Origin of the sequence: Microbispora sp. NPDC049125, assembly GCF_040802045.1 — a bacterium.
GTDB lineage: Bacteria > Actinomycetota > Actinomycetes > Streptosporangiales > Streptosporangiaceae > Microbispora.
In genome coordinates, this window is record NZ_JBEZDW010000005.1 from 273,497 (window position 1) to 287,180 (window position 13,684).

13 protein-coding genes are annotated in these 13,684 nt (G+C 74.6%); all 13 read right to left on the reverse strand.

Annotated features, from left to right (window positions below; translation table 11 throughout):
* Positions 1-13: 13 nt before the first annotated feature.
* The 13 genes from mpaM to AB0B72_RS08930 all read right to left on the reverse strand — a co-directional run bounded on the left by mpaM (position 14) and on the right by AB0B72_RS08930 (position 13,632).
* A complete protein-coding gene (mpaM, locus tag AB0B72_RS08870) occupies positions 14-841 on the reverse strand; it encodes a daptide-type RiPP biosynthesis methyltransferase (RefSeq protein WP_367738018.1) in 828 nt (275 codons plus the stop codon).
* 18 nt (positions 842-859) lie between these two features.
* Positions 860-1,792 carry an aldo/keto reductase gene (locus AB0B72_RS08875; RefSeq protein ID WP_367738019.1) on the reverse strand — a complete coding sequence of 311 codons (933 nt, stop codon included), beginning with the start codon at positions 1,790-1,792 and terminating at the stop codon, positions 860-862.
* Positions 1,793-1,806: 14 nt separating this feature from the next.
* Positions 1,807-3,054 (reverse strand): MFS transporter, encoded by a 1,248-nt coding sequence (locus AB0B72_RS08880; RefSeq protein WP_367738020.1) that lies wholly within the window; start codon positions 3,052-3,054, stop codon positions 1,807-1,809.
* Complete coding sequence (locus AB0B72_RS08885) at positions 3,051-4,880, reverse strand: hypothetical protein (RefSeq protein WP_367738021.1); 1,830 nt, start codon at positions 4,878-4,880, stop codon at positions 3,051-3,053. Before AB0B72_RS08885 ends, AB0B72_RS08880 begins: the two co-directional genes overlap by 4 nt.
* A 343-nt stretch (positions 4,881-5,223) precedes the next feature.
* Positions 5,224-6,291, reverse strand: a complete 1,068-nt coding sequence (locus AB0B72_RS08890; RefSeq protein ID WP_367738022.1) for an SDR family oxidoreductase — start codon at positions 6,289-6,291, stop codon at positions 5,224-5,226.
* Positions 6,288-7,544 (reverse strand): beta-ketoacyl synthase, encoded by a 1,257-nt coding sequence (locus AB0B72_RS08895; RefSeq protein WP_367738023.1) that lies wholly within the window; start codon positions 7,542-7,544, stop codon positions 6,288-6,290. The genes AB0B72_RS08890 and AB0B72_RS08895 overlap by 4 nt, the downstream gene beginning before the upstream one ends.
* The gene (locus tag AB0B72_RS08900; RefSeq protein ID WP_367738024.1) at positions 7,541-7,792 is read right to left on the reverse strand and encodes an acyl carrier protein; all 252 of its coding nucleotides are present in this window, start codon (positions 7,790-7,792) and stop codon (positions 7,541-7,543) included. Before AB0B72_RS08900 ends, AB0B72_RS08895 begins: the two co-directional genes overlap by 4 nt.
* Positions 7,793-7,806: 14 nt before the next feature.
* Positions 7,807-9,075 (reverse strand): acyl-CoA dehydrogenase family protein, encoded by a 1,269-nt coding sequence (locus tag AB0B72_RS08905; protein WP_367738025.1) that lies wholly within the window; start codon positions 9,073-9,075, stop codon positions 7,807-7,809.
* Positions 9,072-10,337, reverse strand: coding sequence for an aspartate aminotransferase family protein (locus tag AB0B72_RS08910; protein WP_367738026.1), 1,266 nt, complete (start codon positions 10,335-10,337; stop codon positions 9,072-9,074). Before AB0B72_RS08910 ends, AB0B72_RS08905 begins: the two co-directional genes overlap by 4 nt.
* Positions 10,334-10,777 (reverse strand): type II toxin-antitoxin system RatA family toxin, encoded by a 444-nt coding sequence (locus tag AB0B72_RS08915; RefSeq protein WP_367738027.1) that lies wholly within the window; start codon positions 10,775-10,777, stop codon positions 10,334-10,336. The genes AB0B72_RS08910 and AB0B72_RS08915 overlap by 4 nt, the downstream gene beginning before the upstream one ends.
* A gap of 10 nt (positions 10,778-10,787) precedes the next feature.
* Positions 10,788-12,170, reverse strand: coding sequence for an MFS transporter (locus AB0B72_RS08920; protein WP_367738028.1), 1,383 nt, complete (start codon positions 12,168-12,170; stop codon positions 10,788-10,790).
* Positions 12,158-12,658, reverse strand: a complete 501-nt coding sequence (locus AB0B72_RS08925) for a hypothetical protein (protein ID WP_367738029.1) — start codon at positions 12,656-12,658, stop codon at positions 12,158-12,160. Before AB0B72_RS08925 ends, AB0B72_RS08920 begins: the two co-directional genes overlap by 13 nt.
* The gene (locus AB0B72_RS08930) at positions 12,655-13,632 is read right to left on the reverse strand and encodes a hypothetical protein (RefSeq protein WP_367738030.1); all 978 of its coding nucleotides are present in this window, start codon (positions 13,630-13,632) and stop codon (positions 12,655-12,657) included. The genes AB0B72_RS08925 and AB0B72_RS08930 overlap by 4 nt, the downstream gene beginning before the upstream one ends.
* Positions 13,633-13,684: the final 52 nt, after the last annotated feature.

Consider the following 13,684-nt stretch of genomic DNA (forward strand, 5'->3'; position numbering starts at 1 on the left):
TTAGCGACCTCCCTCAGCCGCCGGCGACGCAGGTGTACAGCCGCATGCGGCGGCGGTCGAAGTCGAGGTCGTACGTCTGGGTCTCCACGGTCCGCAGGCCGGCCTCCGCCAGCAGGTCGTCGATCGCCTCGTCGGGCAGCACGGCCTTGGTCCAGCCGCCGAGGAATCTGCGCGTACGCCCCGAGGCGTCCACCGATTCGGCGTAGAAGTTCATGAGCTGCACGCCCTCGTCCGGCAGGTAGCGGTGGGCGCTCAGCACGAACTGCTCCTCACCGGCGGAGGACGCGGGGAAGGCCACCAGATCGCCGTTCTGGGTCAGCAGCCGCTCGTCCTCCGCCAGGGCGTTGTCGAAGGCGAACCGCCCGCCGGGGGCGAGGTGCTCGCGTGCCCGGGCGAAGACCTCCCGCCGGTCGGCCTCGTCCGCCAGCAGGCTGATGTTGTTGGCGGGCAGCAGGATCAGGCCGAAGCGCCGGTCGAGCCGCAGGCCGCGCATGTCCGACCGGACGATCGTCACCCGCCCGGCCACGCTCTCGTCCTCCTTCGCGAGCCGGCGGCGCAGCAGGGCCAGCATGTCAGGGGAGGAGTCGAGGGCGACCACCTGATGGCCCTCCCTGGCCAGCGGCACGGTGATCCGCCCGCTGCCGCAGCCCAGCTCCAGCACACCCCCCGGGCTCCGGTCGGCCAGCTTGAGGTAGTCGTCCAGGTCCCACTCGTACGTCTCGGACAGCGCGTCGTAGAGGGCGGCGTAGTAGCCGGTGTAGACCGGCATGACCTCGGTCAGCGGGAGGTTCATCCGGCTCAGCATCTCGAAGACACCGAAGAATCGCGGTTCGGGGTGCATGTCCGTCCTTTCGCCAGGTCAGTGCCGGGTGCCGGCCGGCTCCGGGAGCGCGGCGAGCTCCGCGAGGTCGTCCGGCGTGAGCCTGAGACCGGCCGCCGCGACGTTGCTCTCCAGGTGCCGGGGGTTCTTGGTGCCGGGGATCGCCATCACGTGCTCCCCCAGCGAAAGGACCCAGGCGAGCGCCACCTGGGACGGCGTCGCGTCGTGGCGGGCGGCGACGGCACCGACCCGGTCGACGATCGCCCGGTTGGCGGCCATCGCGGCGGGCTGGAAGCGTTGCAGCCGCCGCCGCATGTCGCCCTCGGACAGGACGGGCGCGGAGGCGAAGCGGCCGGTGAGCAGCCCCCGTCCGAGCGGCGCGAACGCGATGAACGCGATCCCGTGTGCGGCGCAGTACGGCACCACCTCGGCCAGCGGGTCACGGGTCGTCAGCGACAGCTCCGACTGGACGCTCGCCACGGGGTGCACGGCGGCGGCCCGCTCGATCTGGTCCACGGTGACCTCCGACAGCCCGATGGCCCGGGCCTTGCCGGCCGCGACCGCCTCGGCCATCGCCCCCCAGCTCTCCTCCAGCGGTACGTCCGGGTCGACCCGGTGGAGCTGGTAGAGGTCCACGTGGTCGGTGCCGAGCCGGCGCAGGCTGCCGTCGATCGCCCTGCGGACGTGATCGGGCCGGCCCATGTGGTAGAGCCGCCCGGCCTCGTCGGCCACCAGGCCCGCCTTGGTGGCCAGCACCGTCTCCTCCCGGCGCCCGGCCAGCGCCCTGCCCACGAGCTCCTCGTTGGTGTACGGGCCGTACACGTCGGCGGTGTCGACGAACGTCACCCCCAGGTCGAGGGCCTGCCTGATCACCCGCAGCGAGGTGTCCTCGTCCCGGCCTTCGGGGTCGTAGGCGAACGACATCCCCATGCAGCCCAGCCCGAGCCTGCCCGGGCCCCAACGCGTCGGCATGCGCGCTCCCTCGATCACTCGGCCGCCGGGCGGAGCCCGGTCCGGTAGCCCACCACGACCGCTCCCGCCCCCAGCAGGCCCGCGACCGCGAACGGCACGCGCGGGCTGTTCCCGGCCAGCGCGGTGAGCTGGCCGGCGACGACGGCTCCCAGCGGGTAGGCGGCGACGGCGAACGTGCGCGCGGTGGCGGTCACCCGGCCGATCAGCTCCGGCGGCACCACCCGCTGACGCAGCGCGCGGATGTGCACGGTGGCCAGCACGCTCGTCAGCCCGATGGCGGCGTTCGCCGCCGCGAGCCAGACCGCCGACGAGGCCGCCGACGCCGCCACCAGTGCCGCGGCGAGCACCAGCAGGGCGCCGCCGATCAGGTTGTGCGCCGGGAACCGGCGTCCCGCGGGGCCGGCGGCGGCGGCTCCGAGCACGCCCCCCGCGGCCCCGGCGGCGAGGGCGAGGCTGGCCCCGCCCGGCCCGCCGTCCAGGGTGTGGACGGCGTAGAAGACGACCAGGGTCTCCACCGCCAGCACGAAGTTGATCACTACTTGAAGCGAGCACACGGCCCGGACCAGCCGGTGCCGCCGGAGGTAGCCGAGGCCCTCGCGCAGGTCGGCGGCTGCCCCCCGGACCGTGAGGCCGCCCCGGATGTCTCGCTTCACCGCCCCGCGCGGTAGCAGCCACAGCGTCACGACCGAGACGCCGTAGGAGGCGGCGTTGACCAGCAGGCAGGAGCCGAGCCCGAAGCCGGCCGCCACCGCCCCCGCCAGCGCCGGGCCGGCGAGCAGGCCGAGCTGGGTGGTGAGCTCCAGCCGCGAGTTGCCGGCGACGAGGTGCGACGGCCGCAGGATGCCCTGGAGCAGAGCCGCGTGCGCCGTGTCGAACAGCACGCCGAAGACCGCCGCCGCGACGGCCAGCCCCAGCAGGACGGCGACGGGGGCCGCTCCGGCCAGCGCGAGCCCGGTGAGCAGCGAGAAGAGAGCCAGCCGGACGGTGTCGCACCAGAGCATGAGCCGCCGGGGGTCGAGGCGGTCGGCGACCGCCCCCGCGAACAGACCCGACAGCAGGTAGGCGATGGTCTGCGGGGTGGCGGCCAGCGCGGCGAGCACAGGGGAGGAGGTCTGCTGGAGCACCAGCAGGGGAAGGGCGAGCAGGGCCATGCCGTCGCCGGCCGCCGACACGCTCTGCCCTCCCCACAGCAGCAGGAAGGGCAGGTCGCGCGTGCGGTGGCCGCGCTCGGACTCCGGGGGCGCCGGCGTCGTCCCCGTCACGACCCCGTCACGGCGTCCGTGTGCCAGCCGGCGCGCTGCACCACCGCCGCCGGGCCGTGGGCGTAGTGGCAGCGGATGCCGTCGAGGAAGCTCCACGTGAGCTGCGGCACGAGCGCGGCCGAGGCGAGCGTGTCCGGCCCGATCGAGTGCTCGGACAGCAGGTCGAGCATCTGCCTGACGTCGTGCGCGTGCCCGAGGTCGGTGTCCTCCGCGTCGTGCCGGCGCATCACGTCGAGCAGCGGCCGGGCCTCGGGCAGTCGGCCGGTGACGGCCTCGTAGAAGGAGACGTGCCGGGCCGCCGGCCCGTCGCCCTCGGCCCGCAGCGTGAGCTGGAGGTAGGCCACGCCGAGGACGTACGCCTTCCAGTCCCGCTGGGCGAGGCCGCGCAGCATCCCGGTGAATGATCGCGTGGTCGGCAGCGGCCGCATGTGGGCGACAGGCAGCCCGCCGAAGTCCCCGCCCCGCGCCTTGTCGATGCCCTCGCGGAACATCGCGCCGTGCTCGAACTCCTCCTCCAGGTGGTGGACGAGGAGCGCCCGCAGCCGGGGGTCGGGGCAGGCGGCGATGCCGGCGCCGCAGTGCTGCCAGATCGCCGCCACGTAGTGGTGGTTCTCGACCAGCCAGCCGTACACGAGGGGCAGGGTGGGGCGCTCGGTCATCTCCGTCCACAGGCGGTGCCCGTCGATGGCCCGCATCCACTCGCCGACCAGCTTCTCCAGCGCGGCGCCGCCGCCGTCGACCGGCTGGTGCGCGTACGGCCCGGCGAGGCGGCCCGCGGCCTGCTCCACCGGTGCCGTCCGCTCGATCACGCCCTCGCCGTACGCGAACGCGGTCGCGAGGGCGGCGCGCATGCCCGTGGTGAGCGAGGGATCGCCGTGCGCGGCGAGGTGGAGGATCTCGGCGGGCCACACCGGAAGGCCGTCGGCCTCCCCGCCGAGCAGGGCGGGGACGGCCGCGGCGTCCCTCGTGAGCTCGGGCATGACCCCCACGAGGTCGCCGGACAGCCCCTCGTCGAGGGAGTCGAGCCAGCGGACGATGGCCTCCGCGACCAGGGTGATCTCGTTGAGCGAGTCGGCCAGCTGGGTGGCGGTCACGAGGCCCGCCACCTCGATGGCCTCCTTCCAGTTCGAGCCGTGGCCGAGCCCGAGGTCGGTCTTGACGTGCTCGAAGATGGCGGCCATCGCGTCGGCGCTCACCTGGCCGCCGGCGGCGACGTGCTCGTGCCAGCCCGCCACTGCCGTCCGGTTGCCCGCGGTGAACTCCAGCAGGCCGGAGCAGAGCGCGGCGGGCAGGGGGCCGGAGTCGGCGACCGTGCGCATCAGGTGGATCCACTCGACGGTCGCGGGCCACGGCCGGGCGGCCCGCACCAGGGCGCGGTCGCAGCCGATCGCGGCCAGGCCGTTCTCGAAGTAGGTGTCGTGGTCGGCCTCCTCGACCACGTGGCGGGCCTGCAGCTCGTTGAGCGCGTCCGGCCGCGGGCTGCCGCCGACGCCGGTCGCCATGCGGAACGGCGCGGCGGCCAGGTAGTGGCGGTTCTCCAGCAGGTAGGCGTGGAGGAAACGGGTCGCCTCCCCCGCCCGCACACGGCTCCAGGACGGGTGGGAGTAGATGAACTCCAGGCACGCCTCGTACTGCCCGAGCACGATGGCCTGCGCCTCTTCGACGGTCAGCGTGGCGTCCGCCGCCCCCGTGACGAGAGTCGCGCGGATCCGGTCGAGCAACTCGGCGCCGCACGCCGCCTCGGCCGGGATCTCGGCGCGGTCGAGGAGAAGCGCCGGGTCCCCTGCGGGACCCACGAGGAACGGGGCCGTCCGGCGTAGCTTCACGCGTCCTCCCTGCATGAGCTGGGCTGGGGTGGGCTGTGTGGGATGGGCGGGAGCGGGCTGTGTGGGAGTGAGCTGGGGAAGGTGCCGGGAGACGGCCTCCCGGCACCGGTGTGCCCTCTACTCGACGACCGCGGGGCGCAGCTCGTCCGCGGCGCTCTCGGCGCGCACGACGATCTCCGCGAGACCCTCGAGTTCCTCGGTGGTCAGGTGCATTGTCAACACCTCCTCTCCGGGAGTCGGACGATCGTGATTCTTCAACCCGCGCGGCGCGGGCGTCCATGCGGCTCCGCTGTCCGGTTACGGCATTTCCCCTAGTGGACACCCGGTTGGTGGACGGGCCGGTTCAGCCGATCAGCGCCCACGGCTCGGGGACGCGCAGGGCCAGCCGGGGCCGCTGCCGCGCCCACCACCGGATCGACCGCACCAGGATCAGCGCGGGGTCGGCGACCGGCCGGGTCGGCGTGAACGGCCGGGGCATGCTCGTGTAGCTCTCGAACATGCCGAGCAGCTCGACGGCCTGTGACTGGACGGGCGACAGGTGCTGCCGTGCGAGCGGCAGGAAGAAACGGTGCCACCGCTCGGCGGAGATGAACGGCGGCGGGGCGATGGGCGGCACGCCCGCCTCGGCGCGCAGCGCGTTGAGCGTGGAGCAGGCCACGTCGATGAGCCCGGCGAGGGTCATGCTGGCCGCTCCGCCCGCGACCACCTCCACCTTCGGCGAGGGAGGCGCGGGCCCGTGGACGGCGTCGGCGATGACGTCGGCGACCTGGTCGACCGGCGCGATCTCCGCGTACCCGCCCGGATCGCCCACCACGGCGGCGGCGAGCCCCGACACCAGCGTCTGCAAGAGCGTGTAGGGGCCCGAGAAGCGCGCTATCGCGCCGTCACCGGCACGACCGAGGATGAGGGGCGGCCGGACCACGGTCACCGGCCCCGCGCGCTCCAGCACGAGATCCTCGCACCGCGCCTTCGACCATTCGTACGCGTTGCGGTACCGGCCGAACTCCGACGGCGGACCGCCGCCGGGATCGTCGCCGGGATCGCGGCCGTCGGCGTACGCCGTGGAGACGTGCACGAGATGCGTGGCGGGCCCGGCGAGCTCCAGCACGCTCCTGACCGGATTCACGTTGGCCGCGACGGCCTCGTCCCTCGTCATGGTCCACCGGGTGGACGCGGCCGTGTGCACGATCACGTCCCACGGCCCGGCCAGCTCCTCCGGCGGAGGCTCGGCGCCGATCGCCCAGCGCACCTCTCCCGCCTGCCGCGCGGTGCGGGTGACCCGGGTCAGCTCGACGCCCTCGCCGTCTGCGCCGCGCTCGGCCAGCACCCGGGCCACCTCGGAGCCCACGACGCCTCCCGACCCTGTGAGCAGCACACGCGTTCCGCCGCGTCCCCCGCCTCCCGCGCTCACGGCCGCCGGTCCCAGGCGGCGGGAGCCAGCACGAGACAGGCGTTGTGGCCGCCGAACCCGAAGGAGTTGGACAGCACGGGCGCAGGAGGGATCCGCCGCGGCCCGCCGGTGACCAGGTCCAGCAGGTCGGCGTCCGGGCCGCCGCCGAGGTTCGCCACCGGCGGCACCAGTCCCCGCGCGGCGCAGACCAGCCCCATCACCGCCTCGAACGCCCCCGCGCCGCCGACGAGGTGCCCGGTGACGCCCTTGGACGCGGTCACGGGCGGCATGTCGTCGCCGAAACAGGCCGCGATGCCTCTGGCCTCGGCCCGGTCGTTGAGGACCGTCGCGGTGCCGTGGGCGTTGACGTGGCCGATGCCGGCGGGGGCCAGGCCCGCGTCGGCCAGGGCGAGGCGCATGCAGGCCGCCGCGCTTGACCCGTCCTGCACGGGGGCGACGACGTGGTGGGCGTCGGAGGTGGAGGCGTAGCCGAGGGCCTCCCCGAGGATCGTCGCGCCGCGCGCCTCGGCCGACTCCCACCGCTCCATCACCATCATCGCGGCGCCCTCGCCCATCACGAAGCCGTCGCGGTCGCGGTCGAACGGCCTCGACGCGGCCCCCGGATCGTCGTTGCGCCGCGACACCGCCCCGACCCGGAAGAACGCGCCGAGCACGAGCGGGGACAGGGCCGAGTCGACCCCGCCGGCGACCACGCGTTCCAGCTCACCTGAGCGGATCTTCTCCATCGACTCGCCGATCGCCGTCGCGCCGCTGGCGCACGCCGTGGCGTACGTGAGACAGGACTTCTTGGCGCCCAGGCGCAGCCCCACGCGGGCGGCGGCCGAGTTGGCCATGATGCGCAGCACCGTGTAGGTCGGCATCCCCGCCGGGTCGTCCACGTGCGCCGGGGCCACCTCGGCGGCGACGTCCAGCCCCGCCATGCCGGTGCCCACCGCGACGCCCATGTCCTCCTGGCCGGTCTCGGCCAGGCCGGCGGACCGTACGGCGTCGGCCGTGGCGGCGGCCATGAGGACGGCCGAGCGGTCCATCTGCCGCCACTCCCGCGGGCCCAGATAGGAGGACAGCTCGAAGTCGGGGACCCGGCAGGCGAACGTGACCGGCGACCGCGCCTCCACCAGGTGCGGCAGCGTCTCCGCCGCCGACTTCCCGGACAGCAGCGCCTCCATGGCCTCGTCCACGGTGAGCCCGCCGGGGGCCTTGAGGCCGAGGCCGGTTATCGCGACGCGGTGCCGGCGGCCACCGCGCTCACTCACGCCCGCTCCAGGCTGAGCCGGTGCAACGCGTCGACCGCGTCGCCCACGTTCTCCATCTCCAGCAGCGCGTCGACCTTGATCCGCACGCCGAGGGCGGACTCCAGCCGGGCGCCGATCTCCATCAGCTCCAGGCTGTCGACCTGGTACTCCTCACGGAGGTCGGTCTGCTCGGTCACCTCCGTCTCCGCCACGCCCATGACCGAGGCGATCTTCGTACGGACCAGGACGGACAGCTCACTGCGGTCCACAGCAATCAACTCCTTCAGGGGACGGCCGGCGCGCGCAGCCCGGGAGAGGACTCGTCGAGATCGAGCGAGGCCCGCAGGCCCAGCGCCCTGCGCCCGAGGTACTGGCGGGTCGCCGCGGGGGTCGGCGGGTGGAAACGGACGGCCTGCGCGTCGCGCCACAGGCGCTCCAGAGGGCCCTTCCTGGCGTAGGACGCCCCTCCCGCGCATTCCGCGAGGGCGGCGACGAGGTCGGGCACCGCCCTGACGGCCCGCTGCTTGACGGCGAGCGCTCCGGCCAGCAGCGTCTGGGGCGCCACCCCGGCGTCCATCCGGGCGGCGGTGTTCGCGCAGGCGGCCTCCAGGGTCAGCAGGTCGGCGACGTGCTCGCCGATCGCCGCCTGGTAGCTCGGCAGCTCGGCGCGGGCGGCGTCGAGATGGGCGATCCGCTGGCGGCGCAGCAGGTCTGCGGCCGCGTCGAGCGCCGCCGCCGCCAGGCCGAGGTAACAGGCGGTGGCGGTCAGGGCGAACCAGACCACCCCGGCGGCCAGGATGTCGTCGTCCTCCGCGCCCGCCGGCGCCCGGTAGAAGACCAGCTCGTCCGGTACGACGCACCGGTCGAGCAGCAGCGTGTTCGAGGCCGCGCCACGCATGCCGAGGGTGTCCCAGTCCTCCCGTACGGACAGTCCCGGCGCGTTGGTCGGCAGCAGCGCGACGATGACGTCGCCGGGCCCGCCGCCGGGCCCACCGGCGGGCGATGTGGCGAGCTGGAGGCAGACCAGGTCGGCCTCCTTGATGAGGGAGCACGGGCGCTTGACACCCGACGCCTCCCACCCGCCCTGGACCGGGACGGCGGTGAGCGTGGAGCGGGAGGCCGACCCGCCCAGGTTCGGCTCGGCGAAGGCCGACGCCAGCAGGCGGTTCTGGGTGGCGATCGCCTCCATGAGCAGCCACGACGTGTCCGTCCTGCGACGCCAGTGCTCCACCATGAGGCCGACGGAGAACATGTGCATGTTGACGGCCACGGCGAGCCCGGGGTCGGCGGCCCCGAGGGCGCGCTGGGCGGCGCAGCAGCCGGTCAGCCCGAGACCGGCGCCGCCGAAGTCGCGGGGGACGGGCAGGCCGGGCCAGTTCAGCTTCTTCAGCAGGGCGAGGCTCTCCAGCGGAGGGGCCCCGCGCAGATCCGCCTCGGCGGCGTGCCCGGCGATCTCCTCCAGCGCGTCGGGGGGCAGCAGCGCGCTCGTGTCCGGCCAGACCTCCGGCGACAGATCGGCGCCGAGCACGGGTGCGCGGACGGGTGCGGTCATCGCGCCACCTCCGCCTCGGCCGCCTCGACCGCCGACGTCAGCGCGTCGAGCGCGCGGTCCACCTCGCGCCTGGTCGCGATGAGCGGCGGCAGCAGCCGGAGCGTCTCCGGCCTGCTCAGGCAGGGCGATACGAGCAGGCCGCGCCTGGCGAGCCCGATCTGGACCTCTCCCGACAGCTCCTTGGACGCGAAGTCGACCCCCCACAGCAGGCCCCGGCCGCGGATCGCGGTGACCGCGCCCGGGTGGGCGCGCATGAGCTCGGCGAGCCCGGCGGCCATCCAGGCGGAGACCGCGGCGCCCTGGTCGGCGAGGTCCTCGATGGCAGTCAGGGCGGCAGGGACGGCCGCCGCGCACAGCGGCTGCCCGGCGAAGGTCGCGCTGTGCCGGAAGGGGTCGTCGAGCAGCGGCCGGTAGAGCTCGTCGGAGCAGACGGCGGCCGACAGCGGGACGACGCCCCCGCCCAGCGGCTTGCCGAGCAGCACCGCGTCCACCGGGAGGCTCGCGTGCAGCGCGAGCGACCGCTCGCCCGCCCGGCGCAGCCCGCACTGGATCTCGTCGGCGACCGCGAACGCCCCCGCGGCGTGCGCGTCCTCGCACCAGCGGGCCAGCACGGCGGTGTCCAGCGGCATGACGCCGTTCTCTCCCTGGATGGGCTCGAAGACGACGGCCGCCACATCCCCGGCCGCGCACTCCCTGGCGACGGCCTCGGGGTCGCCGGTGTCCAGGTGGCTCGCGTACGCCAGCAGGGGCTCCAGCCCGGCGCGGAAACGTTCGTGATGGGTCAGCGCCAGCGCCCCCATGGACTTGCCGTGGAAGGCGCCGTTCACCGCGAGGACCCTCGGCCGCCCGGTGGCGAGCCGGGCCAGCTTGACCGCGACCTCCACCGCGTCGCAGCCGTTCACGCCGAGGTACACGCGCTTCAGCCGGCCGCCGAGGTGGTCGGCGAGGCGCTCGGCCGCCGCCGCGGCGACCGGGTTGACGAGCGACCTGCTGGAGACGGGCATCGCGTCGAGCTGGGCGCGTACGGCGGCCGTCACCGCCGGATGCCGGTGGCCGAGGAGGGTGACGGCGTAGGACCCGAAGTCGAGCATGGTCCGGCCGTCCGACAGCGTGATCTCACAGCCCGAGGCGGCCTCCTCGACGGAGCCCTGCCCGGCGAACTTGCCCGCGAGCGCCACCGCCGGGGAGAAGTGCCGCTGGACCCGGCGGAAGGTCTGCCTGGCGAGATCCCGCCCGGTGGGCCGTGCGGCGACCGGTATCACGGCACCGCCACGCCGGCGCGCCGGCCGATCTGATCGAGGATGGCGCGCGAGTTGTCCTCAAGGGCACGGGCCGCCACCGGGTTGAGCATCTCGGCCATCAGCGGGATGCCGATGTCGAACTCCACGCGAAGCTCCACCATCGTGCCTTCCGGGGAGTCGCTCACCTGCCAGTGCCCGGTGAAGTACGCGAGGTCGCCCTCGATCTGCTCGAACTCGATGCGGTGGGCCGCGTGGTCGATGCGCTCGCGCTCCTCCCATTCCAGCTCCGACCCCTTCAGCAGCACGGCCCAGCGGCTGACCCGCAGCTCGCCGTCCTGCTCCATGATCTCGATCTCGCGGACCTCCGGCATGTAGTCCGGGAAGGCCTCGCAGTCGAGCACCACTTTCCACACCTGCTCGATCGGGCGGTCGGTCGTGTGCCGGGTATGGACGACAGGCATGTTCGCTCTCCTACCTGGACGTGTTCATTCGGGGTAAGGCGAGGCCGACGGCGACCAGCGCCACGGCGCAGCCGCCGAGGAGCGCCGCCGCCGCGCCGGTGACCGCGGCTCCGGCCGCGCCGGCCAGCACCAGGCTCGCCACCGCGGTGGCGACGGCGGTCATGACGGCGTCGGCGAGGGCCATCCCGGCGGACGCGGTGCCCTGCTCGGCCGGGGGCGACAGGTCGATCACGGTCGCGTTGAGCGCGATCATGGCGAGGTTGGCGCCGAGCCCGGTCAGCGCCCACCCGGCGTACACGAGCGCGATCGGCCCGGCGATTCCGGCCGCCGTCACGCCGAGCGCGGCCGCCTGCAGCGCCGTCCCCGCGATGGCGACCCGGGACCGGCCGTACCGGGTGAGCCAGCCGGTGGTGTGCAGCACGCCGCCGACCGCGAAGCCGATGATCCCGGATGACAGCGCCGAGCCGGCCGACGAAAGGGACAGCCCCCGCCCCTCGGCGAGGGCGAGCGGCAGGACGAACGCGAGGCCCGCCCACGGGCCGCCCGCCAGGCCTCGCAGGAGCACCGTCGCGGGAAGCCCGCGCGCCAGGCGCAGGGCGCCCCGGGGGAGCAGCGGCCTGCCGCCGAGCACGATCGCGCACGCCGCCGCCGCGAGGACCGGCCACGTCCACCCGTCCGGGACGCGCCGCAGGTTCATCAGCGCCACGACGCCGCACGCCAGCAGGAGCGCGGGGGCCAGGCGCGCCCGCAGCGATGCGGCGCCCGCGGGCATGCCCGGCCGGTCGTTCCACAGCCCCACGATCGACGGCCACATGATCGCCAGGGCGACGGCCTCGATGGCGGGGACGGGGGCGAGCACCCACCGCCAGCCCACCGTGTCGGTCACCACACCCGCGATCAAGGGGCCGAGCAGGGCGGGGACCGCCCACGCCATGGCCAGGTAGCCGAGCACCCGGCCCCGGCGCTCCGGCGGGAAGCACCGCCCTATGAGCACGTAGACCGACACCCACACCAGCCCGTGCCCGATCCCCTGGATGACCCGGCCGGCGGCCAGCCAGCCGAAGAACGTGGCGGTGGCGCAGACGAGGAGCCCCGTGCCGTGCAGGACGGCTCCGGCGACGAAGATCCGTAGGGCCCCGGTGGTCCCGCACAGCACGCCTCCGGCCGCCAGCGCCACGAGCTGGGCGAGCACGAACAGGCCGAAGACCAGCGGGTAGGAGGACCTGCCGCCGATCTCCGCGAGCGCGGCGGGGGCGAGGGTCGCGGTGGCGGTCGCCTCGAACGACGCCACCGTCACCGTCAGGATCAGCGTAAGCGTGACACGGGACGGGTCGGCGACCGCCGAGGGGCGGTCCGTGAGCGCGTCCCCGGCGCTCCCGGTCACAGCTGCCACGTCATCCAGTCGATGGGAGCCAGCCCCAGGCGGCTCCGCAGCGCCTCGATGTCGGCCCCGATGCGGATGCTGGGGAAGAAGCCCTTCGCCGTCCGGATCACCGGGACGGTGATCGGCAGGTCGGACTCCAGGGCCGCGGCGGCCCGCCGCGCCGCCTCGGCGGCGCGCCCGGCGTCGTCCCGCCCGGCGCCGAAGCTGTCCGGGAGCTCGCGCAGGGCTGCGGCCTCCGGCGCGTCGCTCAGGCAGACCCGCAGCGCCAGCTCGTCGCGCGGGCACTTGCCCTGGTATCCCGCGAGCACGAGACGGGCGTAGAAGACGCCGTGCAGCGCCTCCGACGCCGCCTCGACGCTCGTCGGCCAGTCCTCGTCGGCCTCGGCCGCCTCGATGTCGGCGATCGAGCTCTGCACGTCGAGGACGTACACCCAGGCGGCGGGCGCCGCGCGGGTCGCGAACCACAGGGCGTCGTACGGCGGGGCCTGCGCGGTCATCCGCCCACCTCGCAGGAGGTCAGCGCCGCCGACAGCGCGCCCTCGTCGACCACGACCCGCAGCAGCCCGTCGCCGAGCAGGCGTGCCGTCTCGTCAGGCCCGCTGCGCGCGAGGACCTCGGCGCACGGGCCGCCCTCCGGGCGCCGGCCCGCTTCGAGCGTCCCCAGCGCCGTGAGGTGGAAGCGCTCCCTGCCGACGCGGACGTCGGCCGTGCCGGTGCCGCCCTCCAGCCGGCACAGGGACGTCGGGTCGAGCGCGTCGAAGCCCAGGCCGGCCATGAGCGCGGCCATGTCCGCGCTGCCGGACATCGCCATGGCCGAGCGCACCAGCTCCTCCGCGATCCCGGCGCGGGCGACGCGGGCCGGGAGCCACTTGCGGCCGATCGGCGGGTACCCCGCGGCGGCGCCGGCGAGGCTCAGCAGGGCTCGCCCGCAGACGCGCCACAGGTGCCCGGCGTCGCGGCGGGAACGGCCGACGAGCTCCGCGGTGGCCCAGGCGGACACGACGGCGGTGAACGCCGACCGCAGCAGGCAGGCCATGGCGGTCTGCCGGCGCTCGTCGTCCATGATCGGCGGCGTGTCGCGGGCGATCGGCACCGCCGAGCACCAGCGGGTCAGCCGGGCCGTGTCCCCGGCGCCGAGGGGCACGTCCAGGGCCATCCGGCCGAGCTTGGTGACGACGCCCGCCTCGGGCAGCCGGGCCAGGACGTCATCGGCGTAGGAGAGGGGGAAGTGCTCCACGTCCACGGTCAGGGCGCCGATGAAGAACAGGTAGGGCGGGGCCGGGCCGGGCACGCCTGGAGAGAAGATGTGGAGGTCCACGTCGCTGCCACGGTTGCCGAACCCCTGTGCGAGCGAACCGACCAGATAGGCCGGTCCCGCCGTCAGGAGGCTGCCCCCGTGCTTGTGGAGCTCCTCGAGAGTGGTGCCGACCCTGGCCAGCGCCTGCTCCGCGATCAGCGAGGACTCTGTCACATCACTTCCTTCGAAAGGCGGTCGGTGACGTGCTGAAGAAATGCGGATGTCC